At 69.9% G+C, this 14,684-nt stretch carries 16 protein-coding genes and 1 pseudogene; 5 read left to right on the forward strand and 12 right to left on the reverse strand.

The window, feature by feature from the left end; genetic code table 11:
- Positions 1–160 precede the first annotated feature (160 nt).
- The 3 genes and pseudogenes from AC1DVI_RS30995 to AC1DVI_RS31005 all read right to left on the reverse strand — a co-directional run bounded on the left by AC1DVI_RS30995 (position 161) and on the right by AC1DVI_RS31005 (position 2,042).
- Positions 161–842: pseudogene (locus tag AC1DVI_RS30995) on the reverse strand (IS6 family transposase).
- 151 nt (positions 843–993) lie between these two features.
- Positions 994–1,230, reverse strand: a complete 237-nt coding sequence (locus tag AC1DVI_RS31000; protein ID WP_476961247.1) for a DUF1858 domain-containing protein — start codon at positions 1,228–1,230, stop codon at positions 994–996.
- A 71-nt stretch (positions 1,231–1,301) separates the two neighbouring features.
- Positions 1,302–2,042 carry a Crp/Fnr family transcriptional regulator gene (locus AC1DVI_RS31005; RefSeq protein WP_476961248.1) on the reverse strand — a complete coding sequence of 247 codons (741 nt, stop codon included), beginning with the start codon at positions 2,040–2,042 and terminating at the stop codon, positions 1,302–1,304.
- Between the two features lie 206 nt (positions 2,043–2,248).
- Here AC1DVI_RS31005 and AC1DVI_RS31010 point away from each other — a divergent pair, with 206 nt between their 5' ends.
- The 5 genes from AC1DVI_RS31010 (at position 2,249) to AC1DVI_RS31030 (ending at position 5,916) form a co-directional block, all read left to right on the forward strand.
- Positions 2,249–2,761: a DUF2249 domain-containing protein gene (locus AC1DVI_RS31010; protein WP_149165595.1), complete on the forward strand. Its 513-nt coding sequence runs from the start codon at positions 2,249–2,251 to the stop codon at positions 2,759–2,761.
- A 149-nt stretch (positions 2,762–2,910) separates the two neighbouring features.
- Positions 2,911–3,540: a ubiquinone anaerobic biosynthesis accessory factor UbiT gene (gene ubiT / locus AC1DVI_RS31015; protein WP_476961249.1), complete on the forward strand. Its 630-nt coding sequence runs from the start codon at positions 2,911–2,913 to the stop codon at positions 3,538–3,540.
- Between the two features lie 4 nt (positions 3,541–3,544).
- The gene (ubiU, locus tag AC1DVI_RS31020) at positions 3,545–4,543 is read left to right on the forward strand and encodes a ubiquinone anaerobic biosynthesis protein UbiU (protein WP_137143548.1); all 999 of its coding nucleotides are present in this window, start codon (positions 3,545–3,547) and stop codon (positions 4,541–4,543) included.
- A 12-nt stretch (positions 4,544–4,555) separates the two neighbouring features.
- The gene (ubiV, locus tag AC1DVI_RS31025; RefSeq protein WP_476961250.1) at positions 4,556–5,464 is read left to right on the forward strand and encodes a ubiquinone anaerobic biosynthesis protein UbiV; all 909 of its coding nucleotides are present in this window, start codon (positions 4,556–4,558) and stop codon (positions 5,462–5,464) included.
- Between the two features lie 83 nt (positions 5,465–5,547).
- Entirely contained in the window at positions 5,548–5,916 is a 369-nt protein-coding gene (locus AC1DVI_RS31030; protein WP_476961251.1) for a c-type cytochrome, read from the forward strand.
- A gap of 173 nt (positions 5,917–6,089) precedes the next feature.
- Here AC1DVI_RS31030 and AC1DVI_RS31035 read toward each other — a convergent pair whose 3' ends face one another.
- The 9 genes from AC1DVI_RS31035 to nosZ form a co-directional block, all read right to left on the reverse strand.
- A complete protein-coding gene (locus tag AC1DVI_RS31035; RefSeq protein ID WP_476961252.1) occupies positions 6,090–7,136 on the reverse strand; it encodes an NnrS family protein in 1,047 nt (348 codons plus the stop codon).
- A gap of 28 nt (positions 7,137–7,164) precedes the next feature.
- Entirely contained in the window at positions 7,165–7,881 is a 717-nt protein-coding gene (locus tag AC1DVI_RS31040; RefSeq protein ID WP_476961253.1) for a cyclic nucleotide-binding domain-containing protein, read from the reverse strand.
- A 22-nt stretch (positions 7,882–7,903) separates the two neighbouring features.
- On the reverse strand, positions 7,904–8,116 hold the full coding sequence (gene tatA / locus AC1DVI_RS31045; RefSeq protein ID WP_476961254.1) for a twin-arginine translocase TatA/TatE family subunit: 213 nt from the start codon (positions 8,114–8,116) through the stop codon (positions 7,904–7,906).
- Positions 8,117–8,143: 27 nt separating this feature from the next.
- Positions 8,144–9,130: an FAD:protein FMN transferase gene (locus AC1DVI_RS31050; protein ID WP_476961255.1), complete on the reverse strand. Its 987-nt coding sequence runs from the start codon at positions 9,128–9,130 to the stop codon at positions 8,144–8,146.
- Positions 9,127–9,729 (reverse strand): nitrous oxide reductase accessory protein NosL, encoded by a 603-nt coding sequence (locus AC1DVI_RS31055; RefSeq protein ID WP_476961256.1) that lies wholly within the window; start codon positions 9,727–9,729, stop codon positions 9,127–9,129. The genes AC1DVI_RS31050 and AC1DVI_RS31055 overlap by 4 nt, the downstream gene beginning before the upstream one ends.
- Entirely contained in the window at positions 9,729–10,559 is an 831-nt protein-coding gene (locus tag AC1DVI_RS31060) for an ABC transporter permease (protein WP_114857114.1), read from the reverse strand. Before AC1DVI_RS31060 ends, AC1DVI_RS31055 begins: the two co-directional genes overlap by 1 nt.
- Positions 10,556–11,425 (reverse strand): ABC transporter ATP-binding protein, encoded by an 870-nt coding sequence (locus AC1DVI_RS31065; RefSeq protein WP_476961257.1) that lies wholly within the window; start codon positions 11,423–11,425, stop codon positions 10,556–10,558. The genes AC1DVI_RS31060 and AC1DVI_RS31065 overlap by 4 nt, the downstream gene beginning before the upstream one ends.
- Entirely contained in the window at positions 11,422–12,789 is a 1,368-nt protein-coding gene (locus tag AC1DVI_RS31070; protein ID WP_476961258.1) for a nitrous oxide reductase family maturation protein NosD, read from the reverse strand. The genes AC1DVI_RS31065 and AC1DVI_RS31070 overlap by 4 nt, the downstream gene beginning before the upstream one ends.
- On the reverse strand, positions 12,711–14,684 hold a 1,974-nt coding region (nosZ, locus tag AC1DVI_RS31075; protein WP_476961259.1), incomplete at its 5' end, for a TAT-dependent nitrous-oxide reductase. The genes AC1DVI_RS31070 and nosZ, both read right to left, overlap by 79 nt.

Below are 14,684 nucleotides of genomic sequence, written 5' to 3' on the forward strand. Positions count from 1 at the left end.
CGAAACCTGGCTCGTCGCCCGGCATGGACACCGCACCCCAGCCCAGGTGCGCGCCGACCAACTCCGGGTTGATCAGATGCCCATCGCCGAGCTACCCTTGGTCGCCTGAACAAGCCCAGCCGGGTGTCTCAAATCCGGGCCGCGGTACACGGCGGGCTCGCTACCGCGGCTTGGCCCGCTTCGGCCTCCAGGTCCGGCTTACGGCCATCGCCTGCAACCTGCGCCGGGCGGCGACCATCCTGAAGCCCGTTCCGGCATGATAAGGGGAGGAGTGTGTCTGCGGCGCGCTTGGCGCTGTCTTCAGCGCCCACGGCCGCCGACGGATCAGGTCGTTGGCGCTCAAAGCCTGGATTTTCCGCCGCCATCTCCCAACCGCGCACAGGTCTCATCACAGAGACTCTGCCCATGACTGGAGGAAACTTCGGTCTCAGGTCATCGGTGGTCACCTCGGTGGCAGCGAAGCCGTGCTTCTTCAGCAGCTTGCGCATCAACTTCAGGGCTGCAGCCTTGTCGCGCCGGCGCTGGACGAGCATCTCCAGCACCTCGCCTTCATCATCGACCGCCCGCCACAGATGCATCAGCTTTCCACTGACCCTGATCACCATTTCATCCAGATGCCAGCGCGGGCTGGGCTTGGGTCGGAGGCGCCGCAGATTGCCGGCGATGGCCGGCCCGAACTTCAAAACCCAGCGCCGGACGGATTCGTAGGACACATCGACACCCCGTTCGGCCAGCAACTCCTCGACATCGCGATAACTCAGTGTGAACCGCAGGTACAGCCAGATCGCGTGTTGGATGATCGCGGTCGGGAACTGATGGCGGGCATACGAGAGCGGCGGCATCCGAGCAAGATAATGCCGCGATCGGCGCGCCGCCACCGGTCCCGTGACAACGCCCGGGCGCCCTATGGGTCGCTGCCTTCCTGATGTTCGCGCTGATCCATGGGCGGAGGCTGCTGACCCACCGATGACGAGGGAACGGCCGTGATCGGCGTCAGCCGGCCGCCGCGATGGCCCGCGCGAACTCATTGAGCAAAACGTCGGTGTCGAGGCCATAGTCGTCCGCCACCTCGGCGATCGTCTGGAAACGCGCCATGGGACAGCCCGGACAGGCCATCCGATGCTTGAGGAACACGGGGATGGTCGACGGCCAGCGCTCCAGCACGTCCTCGACGAGGTCGGAGGACGAGGGCAAGGCCGCGGTGGCGCAAGGTGATGGCGGAGCGATCATCCCGGCACCCTAGCGCACCGGCGCGCGCGTCTCTTTGCGCCCGCGCAAACGGCAGGGTGGTTCAGCCCCGCCTATTTCTCCGGCTTCGAAGTCTCTTCCGGTTTCGCCGGCTTGGGCAGATCCTCGGCGATGGCGACCAGGGCGTGCGGCTGGCGAATCGTCACCTGCTGGCGCCCGCCCTCGACGATCCCCTGCCCTTCCCAACCGCTGAGGATGCGGCTCACCGTGTGCAGCGTGGTCCCGGTCATCTCCGCGATGTCCTGGCGGGACAGCGGAAAGTCGATCTCGACGCCGTTCCCGACCCGGCGGCCCGCCTGACGGACCAAGCGCAGAAGCGCGTGGGCGACCCGCCGCTCCACCCGCTCGGTGGACAGCTCGCGCAGGCGGGTCTGCACCTCCTGCAGGCGGCGGCCGACGATGTCCAGGGCGTTCAGCGCGATGCGAGGGTAGCGCTCCATCAGCTCGCCCATCGTCGCGGCGGTCCAGTGGACGCCGACGCAATCGACCATGGCGAGCGCGTCGGCGGGATAGATGCCGCCCGAGAACACCGCCGCCGTGCCGAACATCTCCCCGGCGCCGATGTAGCGGACCACCAGCTGCTGCCCGTCGGCCCCGGTCTGGACAATCTTGACCCGCCCGTCGATCAGCGCGTGGCAGAGCGCCGCCCGGTCGCCCTGGGAGAAGATGGTGGTTCCCTTCTCGATCCGCCGGGTGTGGGCGGACCGGACGATCTCGGCCAGGGCCGCCGCGTCCAGACCGGAAAACAGCCGCAGGCCACGCAGACTGGCGGGATCGGGGGCAAGCGGCGTCATCGGACCATCCTCAAAAGGCCGTGCCCGACCACCCCTGCGGGAAGGCGTCACGGAAAAGTTGCCTTCCAAGATGACCGCCCGCGCGCCGCGCCGCAACCCGCCTGCGCTCCAACCAAGACTAAGGACTCAGTTTGTCCTGGAACAAAGAGGCGATCGGACCAGTCCTTTAGACTTGCCGACACCTCCCAACCCTTCGGACCTCCCCCATGCAGATCGCCGAACAGTCCACCGCGGCCGAGCCGGTCATCGACGTCCAGTCCATTCCGCCTCACCAGCGCCACCCGCTGATCCTCCAGGCCACGCAGGATCTGGCGCCGGGCCGCGGCTTCGTGCTGGTCAACAATCATGACCCGCGCCCGCTCTATCTCCAGGTCCAGGCGCTGTTCGGCGATGCGGTGAGCTGGACCTATCTCGAACGCGGGCCGGAGCGTTGGCGGGTGCGCATCGGACGGCCGGACTCCGGTACCGCCCCGGCGACCTCCCTGCGGGTGCGCATCGGGCGCGGTGGGCAGGCGAGCGCGGTCGCCGCCGAGACGCCGCTCGGCGTGGCGGACGGCGGGCTGGTCTGCGAGATCACCGACTGCCCGCCGGGCACCAGCGCGGAGCAGGTGCTCGACCTGATGCAGGGGGTCATCCCGCCGGCCGGGCAGTTGCACCTGTCCTACGAGCGTCTGGTCGCCCGGCGTTCCGGCTCCTGCTGCGGCGGCATGTGCGGCTGATCGCCCCAGGCGGCCGTTCGGGACCTTGGGCTTGACCGTCATCAAGGATGGTATGACCACCGGGCTGTATTGCCGAAGCCCGGCGGGCTCCGCCCGCCACACGACCATTCCGAAGGGAAGGAGACAGGCGTATGCGCGATCCCGGCTTTATGGCTCAGGATAAGGCCCAGGAGATGGCCCCGGACACCCGTGCCCGCGACGTCGAAGTCCAACTGACGCGGGCCGGGCTGGGGTTCGCGCGGCGGCTCGGCGACCGGGCCGGCGGCCTGCTGTTCGACCGGCTGCTGCGGATTCTGGAGGCGCGCCACCCGCGCGCCTTCACCGCCCTCGGCGAGCTGCCCGACGCCCGCCTGCTCATCGATCCCGTGGACGCGCCCGCCGCTCTGATGCTCCGCGTCGGCCCCACCCTCGCCCTGCGGGTCTGCGACCGCACCGCCGAGGCGGAGGCCACGGTGCGCGGCCCCTGCGCGCGGCTTCTCGACCTGCTGGAAGGGCGCATCGACGGCGACGCGCTGTTCTTCCGCCGCGAACTCTCCATCGAGGGCGACACCGCCCTGATCCTGGCGCTCCGCAACACGCTGGACGGCGAGGAGATGGACCTGTTCGGCGACGTCGCCGCCGCGGCCGGTCCGCTGCGGCACGCCCTGCCCGTGGCGCGGCGCAACGCCGGGCGGGCGCTCGACCTGCTCGCCACGGCGCGCCGTTTCGCCCCGCCGCCGCTGCGCTGGGGCATGGCCGTTCTGGAGCGGCGGCTCACCGGCCCGCGGCAGGGAGCGTGACGGCATGGGGTCCTTCGAACTGATCTGCCCGGCGGGCAACCCCGCCGCGCTGCGCGCCGCCGTGGACGCGGGCGCCGACGCCGTCTATCTGGGTTTCCGCGACGAGACCAACGCGCGCAACTTCCCCGGCCTGAACTTCTCGCGGCCGGAGCTGGCCGAGGCCATCGCCTACGCTCACGCGCGGTCGGTCCAGGTCTTCGTCGCCATCAACACCTACCCCCAGGCCGGCAACCTCGCCCCGTGGCAGCGCGCAGTGGATGACGCCGCGCGGCTGAAGGCGGACGCGGTGATCCTCGCCGACCTCGGCCTGCTCGACTACGCGGCGAAGCATCATCCCGACCTGCGGCTCCACCTCTCCGTTCAGGCGTCCGCCGCCAACGCCGAGGCGATCCGGCTCTACCGCGACGCCTTCGGCGTGCGGCGGGTCGTGCTGCCCCGCGTGCTGACCGTGCCGGAGATCGCCCGGCTGAACGCCGAGGTCGACGTGGAGACGGAGGTCTTCGTCTTCGGCGGCCTCTGCCCGATGGCGGAGGGGCGCTGCTCGCTGTCCTCCTACGCGACCGGGCTGTCGCCCAACAAGCAGGGCGTCTGCTCCCCGGCCAGCCATGTGCGCTACGAGCCGCGCGGCGAGGCACTCGCCTCCCGCCTCGGCGGCTTCACCATCAACGTCTTCGGCGCCGGGGAGCCGGCGGGCTACCCGACGCTGTGCAAGGGACGCTTCGTGCCCGGCGGCGGCACCTCCAGCGATCCGGCCTACCTGTTCGAGGAGCCGACCAGCCTCAACGCGCTGGCTCTGCTGCCGGAGCTGAAGGCCGCCAAGGTCTGCGCCCTGAAGATCGAAGGCCGCCAGCGCGGCAAGGCCTACATCGCCGCCGTGGTCGGCGCCTACCGCCGGGCCCTGGACGCCTTCGAACGGGGGCTGCCCGTCCCGGCGCTCGACCTGGAGGCCATGGTCGAGGGCGGGGCCCAGACCACCGGCGCCTACACCCGCGCGTGGCGCTGAGGAGTTGCGTTCATGAAACCCACCCTGACCCTTGGCCCCGTCCTGTTCAACTGGCCGGCGGAGCGCTGGCGCGATTTCTACGCCCGCATCGCCGACGAGGCGCCGGTCGACGCCGTCGTCGTCGGTGAGATCGTCTGCTCCAAGCGCGCGCCCTTCCTCGCCCCGGTCATGGACGAGGTGATCGCCCGTCTGTCCGCCGCCGGGAAGGAGGTTTGGCTCGCCAGCCCGATCCTGGTCGGCAGCGACCGCGAGCGCGCGGCGATGCGCGACCTCGTGGAGAGCGACCTCCTGCCCGTGGAGGCCAACGACATGGGCGCGCTGGCCCTGCTGGAGGGACGCCGCCACGCCGTCGGCCCCTTCATCAACAGCTACAACGAGGCGACCCTGGCCTGGCTGGCCAGGCGCGGGGCCGTCGCGGTGTCGCTGCCGGCGGAGCTTCCCGCCGCCTCCGTTGCCATGATGGCGAAGACGGGGGCAGCGCTCGGCCTGTCCATGGAGGTGCAGGTGTTCGGGCGGGCGCCGCTCGCCATTTCCGCCCGCTGCTATCATGCGCGGGCCCACGCGCTGCACAAGGACGGCTGCCAGTTCGTCTGCGCCAACGATCCGGACGGCATGCCGGTCAGCACCGTCGACGGCCAGCCCTTCCTGTCGGTCAACGGCACGCAGACGCTGTCGCACGGCTATCTGGCGCTGGCGGCGGAGATCGACCAGCTGCGGGAGATGGGCATCCAGCGCTTCCGCCTGTCGCCGCAGGACCTCGACATGGTCGCCGTCGCCCAGGCCTTCCGCGCCGTTCTGGACGGCGAGCGCGGCGGACAGGAGGTGATGGCGGAGTTGCGCGGCATGACCGCCGTCCCGCTGGAGAACGGCTTCTTCCACAACATGGCGGGTGCGGCCTACGCCGACGCTCCGGCCGCCTGACGCGCCCGCCATCCGATGTCCGTCGGACCGCCGCTCCCGCGCGGCCCGACTGACTTTTGAGTCCGCTTAAAGAGGAAACCCCTATGAAGCGCATGTTTGCCCTGCTCGCCTTCGGGCTGGTCGCGTCGTCCCCCGGCCTTGCCGCCGCGCAGGACGCCGATGCCGGCGCGAAGGTGTTCAACCAGTGCAAGGCCTGCCACACCATCGAGGCCGGCGGTCCGAACCGCGTCGGCCCCAACCTGCACGGCGTCGTCGGCCGCAAGGCCGGTGCCGTCGAGGCCTACAAGTACTCCGACGCCATGAAGAACGCCGGGGCCTGGGACGAGGCGACGCTCGACGCCTATCTGGCGGACCCGAAGGGCGCCGTTCCCGGCAACAAGATGGCCTTCGCCGGCGTGAAGAACGAGCAGGCCCGCAAGGACTTGATCGCCTTCCTGAAAAAGAACAGCTGACGAAATCGTCGCGTTTTCTTGGCGGCTTGACCGCCGTCAAGGATGGGAGGGCAACCAGCCTCTAGGGTAACCGCACAATCGTTGATCGATTGCGTCCCCGCTGGACGTTGTTAACTCCCGTTTTTCTGCCCCCTCCAAGCCCATCGGCTCCCCGCCGGTGGGCTTTTTTCCGCTCAAGGGCGGCCGCGGACGAGAAGACGGCCGAAAGCGGCCAGGAACAGGATCGCCGCCGCGCTCCAGGCGCCGGCCGCGGCCAGCAGCCACAGCGGGCCATCCTCTCCCGCCGCAACGGCGAAGGCCCGCAAGGCAACGGCGAGCGCGGTGAGCGCGTAGCAGCCCGTCACCGCCGCCGACCGCCCGAAGGCGTTGCCGGCGTGCTTGCGGATCATGCTCGACATCACCGCGAAGCCCATCAGCCCGAGCGCCCCGACCGTCCAGAGATGAATCGTCATGCCGGGCGACGCCGCCACGGCGGCGAAACCCAGCGGGACGCAGGCGTAGGCCGCGTGCACGGCGAGGACCGATGGCCGGTCGAGCGTCCGCCAGCCCCGCCATTGGACCATCCGGGCCGTCTGCGTCAGCGCGGCGAGAAGGCTTGCAGCGGCCGTCGTTCCAGAACTTGGTTCGGCCAGCCAGACGGCCAGCGCGCAGGTCGCGGACAAGGCGGCGGCACGCTCAAACCAAGGGCGCTCGGTGAACAGCGCCGCCTTGCTGGGCAGGCCCAGATGGGTGGCGGTCAGGCTCGGCGCGATGCGGCCGCCCAGCACCATGACCAGCCCGAGCGACAGCGCCAAGGCGGACGGGACGGCGTCGCACAGCGCGGCCCCGGCCAGCGCTCCGGCCAGGGCCGCGACGACGGCGTTGCGCCGGTCCCGCGCGGCGGCGACCTGCAGGGTCACGAGAAGGGCAAGCGCGGCAAGGAACGGCGCGTGCGCGATGGCCATCCAGGGCGATAGCGCCCGTCCCGCCAGCCAGAGCGGCACGAGGAGCGGCCAGAGGCGCGCGCCGACCAGCGGCCGCCCAGTCCAGCGCGGCAGGGCCGTGCGCAGGAATCCCGCCATCATCGCCGGCAGCGTGCCGAACAGCAGCGCCCGCCCGTGCCACCCCGTCGGGTCGGCGAGCACCCCGGAAACGTCCCACCCCAGCAGGACCGGCACCCACAGCCCCACCGCCAGCAGCGCGTCCAGGGCCGTCAGCAGGAAGAAAGGGCGGAACGGCACCGTCAGGCCCCGCTCCGCCTGGGCTGGATCACGAGGTGTGATGACCGTTGGGATGGCCGACGTTGCAATGCCGTCGCAGTTGCTCCACCGACCGCACCCGGACGGTGTTGCCGGTGACGTGCAACTGGTGCGGGGAGAGCTTGGTGAAGGTGCGCGACAGCTGTTCCGGCGTCATGCCGAGGCGGCTGGCCAGCACGCGCTTGCTGACCGGCAATTCGAAGGTCGCGCCGTCCTCCGCCTCGTCCTGAGGCGACGGATCGACCTGCGACAGGATGAAGGCGGCAAGCCGCTGGGTCGTCGTGCGCAGCTTCAGATTCTTGACCTCGCGCACCAGACCGCGGCACTGCCCGACCAGCGTGCTCATCACCCGCAGCGCCAGCGCGTGGTCGCGGGCGACCTGCGCGCGCAGGACGGGAGCGGCCAGCATGAGAATCCGCGACGATTCCAACGTCCGCGCCGACATCAGGTAGGGCGCGTCGGCCAGCACCGCCGCCGGCACGAAGCAATCGCCGGGGCGCACGATGTCGATCACCGTTTCCTGCCCCGCCTCGTCGCAGCCGGCCAGCATCGCCGTGCCCTCGACGAGGATGTGCAGGAAGTCGGGGATCTCGCCTTCCGCGAACAGCCGTGTCTCGCGCGGAAACCATTGGAGAAGCGCCCCGTAGGTCAGCGCCTCCAAGGTCTCATTGGCGACTCCCTCGAACAGCGGGAGGTCGCGCATCAGCGTCAGGGCGCCCTGTTTCATCGTCCCGGCTCTGGTGTCGCGGTCAGGCTTCGGAGGCGGGCTTGCGCGACGCCCCACCGTGAACCGGGGTGACCAGGACGGGGGCGGCGTCGGACTCATCGTCCTTCAGGCCGGCCTTGAAGGACTTCACGCCCTTGGCGAGGTCGCCCATGACCTTGGGCAGCTTGCCCGCCCCGAACAGCAGCAGGACGAGCAGCAGGACGATGGCCCAATGCATCAGGCTGAAACTTCCCATGACGATGGTCTCCTGGGTGAAGGACGGTCAGGCGCGCAACGCGAGGACGCTGCCGTCGCGGCGGGTGAGGCGGGCGGCGGTGCCCGGAAAACGGTCGAGGAGGACGGCGGCCCGCGCTTCCGGTGCGACCGACAGGGCGGTGGACAGGGCGTCGGCGGTGGTGGCGTCGGGGGCGAGCACGGTGACCGCCAGCCACTCCCGCGCGCAGCCGCCCGTCGCCGGGTCGAACAGATGGGTGAAGCGCCCGGCGGAGTCGAAGGGCGTGCCGTAGCCGCCCGACGTCGCCACCGCCCGGTCCGCGATCTCCAGCGTGCCGGCGTTGCGGCCTTCCACGAGCGGGTCGGCGAGGCCGACCGACCAGGGACGGCCCGAGGGGTGATGGCCGAGCGCGCGGATTTCGCCCAGATCGACCAGCACGTCGGTCATGCCCTCCGCCCGCAGCCGTTCGGACACGCGGTCGGTGACGTAGCCCTGGGCGATGCCGTTCAGCGTCACCGCCATGCCGCGCGCGGCGAAGGCGACGCGGCCCGGTTCGACGCGGAGCTTGCGGTGATCGACAAGGTCCCTGGCCGCGCGGAGGACGGCCTCCGGCGGGCCGGCGGGATCGGCGCCGGGGCGGGCGAAATGGCCGGCGTAGAGCTGCCACAGCGGCTGCACGGTCGGGTCGAAGGCGCCGTCGGTGCGGCGGCTGAAGGCCGCGGCTTCGGACAGCAGCCGGACGAGATCAGCCGGCGGCGCGTCGAGAACGCCGTCGCGGTTCAGGCGGACCAGCGCGGAATCCGTCCGGTGGAGGCTGAAGACTCGCTCCAGCCGCGCGACCTCCTCCAGGCACAGGGCGATCAGACGGTCGGCCTCGGCGGGGTCCGGGTGCGCCAGCTGGAGGACGGAATCCGCCCCCAGCGCGACGCCGCGCCACGTCCGCACCGGCACGCCCGCCGCCCGGAGGCCGCCCGGCAGCAAAGCCAGCCCGGCGGCCGCCGCGGCGATGCCGAGAAAGCGGCGGCGGGTGGTCATGGCGTGCCTCCGTGTCCGGCGCCGTGGCCACCACCATGATTGCCGCCGCCATGCTCCATCCCTTCATCCGACGCGGTCTGTTCCGAGGGAAGCGTGGGGTGGAGGATCTCGTCCTCGGTCACCTCGGCGAAGCGCTTGACCGCGCCGCCGTTGTCGGCGGCGAAGCGGCGGGCTGCGGCCTCGTCGCCGAAGGGGAAGGGCTCGGCCTCGCCCATGCCGCCGCGCTCGCGGCTGCCCACCACGTACCAAGCCTTGCGCGCCTCGATCCAGACGGTCAGGTCGGGCTTGCGCGGGTCGGCCGCTTGCGCGACGTCGGTGACGTAGATGGCGCGGACGTCCTTCGCCTCCTCCGGCAGCATGGTGAAGGCGAAGGTGTCGCGGACCGAGGACAGCCAGACCGGGCGATCCCGCCCACCGACCAGGATCTGCCCCTTCGGGCCGGGATGGTCGGCGAGGTTCATGCCGCAGTAATGGCCGATCGCGTCGGCGGTGATGGCGACGGGCGGCGGCGGAGCGGTCTCCGCCTTCTGCTGCTGGCAGGCCGACAGCGGCAGCAGCAGGCAGGCCGCCAGCAGCGTGGCTCTCAGGGAGGTGTTCATCAGATCTGCCTTCTGGAAAAGAGGACGGCGGCCAGCGCCAGCGGTGCGGCGACCCAGCCGGCCAGCACGGCCAGCAGGACGGAAGCCGACACCTGCACCTGCGCGGCCAGCCCGGCGGTGCCGGCGAACTGGCTGACGCTCTTGAAGCCGGTCAGGTTGAAGAGGCGGAAGGCGTCCGCCGGGTTGGCGAGCAGCAGCCCGTTCAGCAGGCCGGCGTTCACCGTCTTCCCACCGTCGGCCACCAGCAGCCCCAGCAGCGCCATGTCGTAGAGCAGGACCAGCACCAGCCAGATCGCCACGGCGATGCCCGCCGCGGTGCCGCGGTCGCGGACCAGCGTGGAGGCGAGGTAGCCCATGGCCGTGAAGGCGGCGCCCAGCAGGACGCTCGACCCGATCATGGCGGCGAAGGCGCGCCAGCTCTCCGGCCCGATCTCGCTGCCGCTCATCGCCAGCGCCACCCCGGCGGCGCCATAGCCCAGCACGGTGGCGAAGGCGATGATCGCGGCGTGGCCGAGGAACTTGCCGATCAGCACCTGCCAGCGCGCCACCGGGTAGGACAACAGCAGGGTCATGGTGCCGCGGTCGATCTCGCCCACCACCGCGTCGAAGGACAGCAGCAGCGCGATCAGCGGCAGCAGGAAGATGGTCAGGCTGGACAGGCTGACGATGGTCACCTCCACCCGGCCGACGCCGACCGTGCCGGTCGGGGCGGCCCCCAGGAAGCTCAGCGTCAGCGCCAGCGCCGCCATCAGCAGCGTGGTGGCGACGACCCAGCGGTTGCGCAGGCCGTCGCGCACCTCCTTGGCGGCGATCGTCAGAAGCGTGTTCATTCCGCAGCCTCCCGGCGCAGGAAGTGGGCGTACATCTCGTCCAGGCTCGGCTGGACGACCTCGATGTCGGCAAGCTCCGGGCCTTCGCAGGCGATCTGGCGGAGCGTCGCCACCTTGTCGTCGTTGGCGCAGGTCGTCTCCACGACCTCCCCGGACGGCAGGGTCAGGCGAATGCGCACCGGCAGCTGGGCCAGTCCACGCAGCGTGGCGAGCGAGCCGTCGGCGACCTTGCGCCCACGGTTCATCACCACGACGCGGTCGGCCTGCCCCTCCAGCTCGGTCAGGGCGTGGCTGCACAGCAGGACGGTGGTGCCGGCGTCGCGCAGGTCCCGCACGATTTCGTAGAAGCTCTGGCGCAGCGCCGGATCGAGGCCGGTCGTCGGCTCGTCCAGGAACAGCACCCTCGGCCCGCCGAGCAGCGCCTGGGCCAGCGCCAGCCGCTGCCGCATGCCCTTCGAATAGGTGCCGACGCGGCGCTTCACCGCGGCGGGCTCCAGCCCCACCCGCTCGAACAGCGCGTCGTTGCCGTCGCGCGGCACGCGCTTCAGCCGGGCGTAGAAGTCCAGCGTCTCGCGCCCGGTCATGCTGGGGTGGAAGGCGACGCTTTCCGGCAGGAAGCCGACCTGCCGGCGAATGTGGGAGGCGGAGGCGCTCGCCGGGTCGCCGCCCAGCACGCGGATGCTGCCGGCGGTCGGCGTGGTCAGCCCGAGCATCAGCTTGATCAGCGAGCTCTTGCCGGCGCCGTTATGGCCGACCATGGCCACGCATTCTCCGGCGGCGAGGTCCAGGTCCACCTCGCGCACGGCGAAGGCGTCGCCGTAGCGCTTGGAGACTCCCTCCACGCGGATGGTCGGTGTGTCGGTCATTGGGCGTTCCTTTCCGCCGTTTGGGGCAGCGCCGGAGACGGCGGCGGGCTCATCAGGGGGGCGCTGTCGATCACGCCGCCGGGGTGCAGCGCCGGGAACTGCTTCTGCGCCCAGCGGATCACCTGCACGCCGGGGCTGTTCATCAGCAGCTTCGCCGCCGGATAGGCCCACATCACGCGGTCGACGACGTCGTTGGGGCGGTAGGCCTCGTCGGCGACGCCGTCGCCGTTCAGGTCGAAGGCGGCGTTGTCGGACCAGTAGTTGCCGCGCCCCTTCTCCGACCAGTCGAGGTGGCGCGTGCCGACATACTTGACCTGGGTGCGGTTGCCGATGAAGGCGTTGCCGGTCAAGGTGTTGCGCTCTGACCCGGCGGTGAAGTGCACGCCGATCTCGCAGCCCTCGAACCGGTTGCCGGTGAAGCGGTTCTTGTTGGCGTTGTAGATGAAGACGCATTTCCAGGTGCCGGTGCGCTGGCCCTCCACCGGGCCGTCGGTCGCCACCGGCATGTCCTTGTCGGCGGCCACCTCCACCGGCGCCGCCTGTTCGGGCGACAGGGGACCGGCGACCACGTTCCCCTCGATGAGCGCGCTGTTGGCGTAGTTCAGCAGCAGCCCGTGCTCCCGGTCACCCTGCGAGCGGTTGTTCCGGATCACGAGGTTGTTGGAATACATGATTGCGTAGCCGACATGGTTGCCGACCGAAACGTTGTCCGAAACCTCGGAGTCATTCGTGTACATGTAATGGACGGCGAAGCGCACCCGCTCGAACCGGTTGCGGGCGAACAGGTTCTTCTTCGACGTCGTGGTGAAGATGCCGTCGCGCCCGTCCTGGACGCGGTTGTCCACCACCTGCGTGCCCGGCGCGTTCCACAGCTGGATGCCGTTGCCGCGTTCGGACAGGCGCAGGTCCGTGCGCCCGATGACATCATTGCGCCGGACCATCACATCGTGGGCGCCCCAGACATAGATGCCGATCAGGTTGTCGCGCAGCCGGTTGCCCTCGATCACGCCGCGGTGCGCCTCCTTGCCCAGGAAGATTCCGGTGTTCTGCTCGGACAGGCTGATGCCGGAATTGCGGACCTCGACGTCCCGCACGGTCACGTCGGGGGCGAAGACCGTCACGGCGTTCCCCGCCCCTCCCCCGTCGATGACGGCCCCCGGCTGGCCCCGCAGCGTGACCGGCTTGCGGACCACGACGGGGCCGGGGTGCGTGCCGGGGGCGAGGACGAGCGTGTCGCCGGGCACCGCCGCGGCGAGCGCACCGTCCAGCCCACCCGGCGCCACCGTCACCGTGGCGGCGCACGCCGTCCCGGCGGCGAACACGAGCGCCGCGGCGAAGAGGGGGAGTGGGGAGTGGTGGGGCATCTGATAAGTCCTGGTCCAGGGCTGTTTCCCCCTCCCTCCCGCTTCGCGGGTCTCTCCCTCCCCCGCTTCGCAGGGGAGGGCCAAATTCCCCTCCCCTGCGACTCGACGATCATGCGGCCGCCCATCTCCATGTGCAGGGCGTGGCAGAACCACTGGCAATAGTACCAGTGCACGCCCGGACGCTCGGCGATGAAGGTGACCGAACTGGTCTGCTGCGGCCCGATCTCCATGGCGATGCCGTGGTTCGACAGGGTGAAGCCGTGGGTCAGATCGTCCACATCGTCCATGTTGGAGATGTAGAGCGTCACCTCGTCACCCTGCTTGACCGTGAACTCCTCAAGCCCGTAGGCCGGAGCGCGCTGCCACATGTAGACGCGGACCTTGTTGCCCTCGCGGATCACCTTGGCGTCGTCGTCCAGGTTGACGCCGTCCTTCTTGGCCTGCTGGCGGGCCTCCTCCCACATCGGGTCGTCGCGGGTGAAGACGCTCTTCGGGTTCAGCTTGGAGCGGTGGACGATCAGCGTGTCATGCGGCTCGGCGTAGGTCGGGCCGTCGTGCACCAGCTTCATCTCGTCGCCGGAGATGTCGATGAGCTGGTCGTTCTCCGGCTTGCTCGGACCGACGTTGAGGAAGCGGTCCTTGGAGAACTTGTTCAGCACCATCAGCCACTTGCCGTCGGCGTCCTTGGTCTGGCCCATCGAAGAGTGGGTGTGACCCGGCTGGTAGTGCACGTCCAGCTTCTGGATGATCGGATCGACCTTCTCGCCCTTGTAGGCGCGCTTGGCCTTGTCGATGTTCCACTTCACGATCTGGCTGTCGAGGAACAGCGTCGTGTAGCCGTTGCCGCGCCCGTCGTAGGCGGTGTGCAGAGGCCCGAGGCCCAGCTGCGGCTCTGCCACGATGACGTCCCGCGGCTTGATCTTGTCCTCGAAGAGGTCGTCGAGCAGGCGGACGTCCATCACCGACACCGTCGGCGACAGCTTGCCGTTGATGGTGACGTGGATGCCGTCCGGCGCCGCGTTGATGCCGTGCGGGCTGTTGGGGATCGGCACGTAGCGGGTGAAGGGCGAACCGTGGCGGCCGTCCACGACCGGGACGCCGTGCATCACCTCGACCTTGCCGGCCTTCACCGCCTCTTCGATGCGCTTGATGTTGAAGATGACGATCCAGTCCTGCTCGTTCGCCGTCATCTCCGCGGTGGTCACGCCGCTTTCGGAGTTGTAGCAGGTCGAGAAGGCGTATTTGCCCTGGTAGTCCGCCTCGGTGTTGTCGAGGTTGCCGTCCACCCGGACCTGCCACGACACCTTCATGCTGTCGCCGTCGATGGCGGAGAAGTGCGTCCGGTAGTTCTTCGGGTCGACGTTCTTGCCGTCGTTCGGCATCGGCACGAGCTGCTCGGCGTTCGCGAAGACGTAGCCGGTGCGCGGGTACTTCTGCAGGCGCAGACCGTGGATCGCCGAGACGTTCGGAATGTCGATGATCTTATCGACCTTCATGATGTCGCAGCGGATGCGGGCGACGCGGGTGTTCGCCTTGTCGTTCACGAAGATGTAGCGCCCGTCGTAGGTGCCATCGGTGAAGGACATGTGCGGGTGGTGCAGGTCGCCGTTCAGCCAGGTGCCGCCGTGGTTGGCCAGATACTTCCGGTTCTCCTCGGTCAGACCCTCGGTCAGGATCTTCCGGCTCTCGTTGGTCAGGCCCCAGCCCGAGGCGCTGCAACGGTTGAACACCGGGATGCGGTGCAGCTCGCGCATGCTGGGCAGGCCGAGGATGCGCAGCTCGCCCGACTGGCCGCCGGAATGGAAGACGTAATATTCGTCAAGATCGCCCGGCTTGACCTCGTACTTCTGGTTGCTCGCCCCCGCGGCCGCGGCCGGGCCGGCGCCGAACAACGC

This window comes from Azospirillum sp. P4_B5, from assembly GCF_056402275.1.

What these genes read in the sequence shown, in the direction of transcription:
- AC1DVI_RS31000 (WP_476961247.1), bottom strand. Translation starts at nt 1,230, where the DNA reads ATGATCGCTCCGCCATCACCTTGCGCCACCGCGGCCTTGCCCTCGTCC.
- AC1DVI_RS31005 (WP_476961248.1), bottom strand. Translation starts at nt 2,042, where the DNA reads ATGACGCCGCTTGCCCCCGATCCCGCCAGTCTGCGTGGCCTGCGGCTG.
- AC1DVI_RS31010 (WP_149165595.1), top strand. Translation starts at nt 2,249, where the DNA reads ATGCAGATCGCCGAACAGTCCACCGCGGCCGAGCCGGTCATCGACGTC.
- ubiT (WP_476961249.1), top strand. Translation starts at nt 2,911, where the DNA reads ATGGCTCAGGATAAGGCCCAGGAGATGGCCCCGGACACCCGTGCCCGC.
- ubiU (WP_137143548.1), top strand. Translation starts at nt 3,545, where the DNA reads ATGGGGTCCTTCGAACTGATCTGCCCGGCGGGCAACCCCGCCGCGCTG.
- ubiV (WP_476961250.1), top strand. Translation starts at nt 4,556, where the DNA reads ATGAAACCCACCCTGACCCTTGGCCCCGTCCTGTTCAACTGGCCGGCG.
- AC1DVI_RS31030 (WP_476961251.1), top strand. Translation starts at nt 5,548, where the DNA reads ATGAAGCGCATGTTTGCCCTGCTCGCCTTCGGGCTGGTCGCGTCGTCC.
- AC1DVI_RS31040 (WP_476961253.1), bottom strand. Translation starts at nt 7,881, where the DNA reads ATGAAACAGGGCGCCCTGACGCTGATGCGCGACCTCCCGCTGTTCGAG.
- tatA (WP_476961254.1), bottom strand. Translation starts at nt 8,116, where the DNA reads ATGGGAAGTTTCAGCCTGATGCATTGGGCCATCGTCCTGCTGCTCGTC.
- AC1DVI_RS31050 (WP_476961255.1), bottom strand. Translation starts at nt 9,130, where the DNA reads ATGACCACCCGCCGCCGCTTTCTCGGCATCGCCGCGGCGGCCGCCGGG.
- AC1DVI_RS31055 (WP_476961256.1), bottom strand. Translation starts at nt 9,729, where the DNA reads ATGAACACCTCCCTGAGAGCCACGCTGCTGGCGGCCTGCCTGCTGCTG.
- AC1DVI_RS31060 (WP_114857114.1), bottom strand. Translation starts at nt 10,559, where the DNA reads ATGAACACGCTTCTGACGATCGCCGCCAAGGAGGTGCGCGACGGCCTG.
- AC1DVI_RS31065 (WP_476961257.1), bottom strand. Translation starts at nt 11,425, where the DNA reads ATGACCGACACACCGACCATCCGCGTGGAGGGAGTCTCCAAGCGCTAC.
- AC1DVI_RS31070 (WP_476961258.1), bottom strand. Translation starts at nt 12,789, where the DNA reads ATGCCCCACCACTCCCCACTCCCCCTCTTCGCCGCGGCGCTCGTGTTC.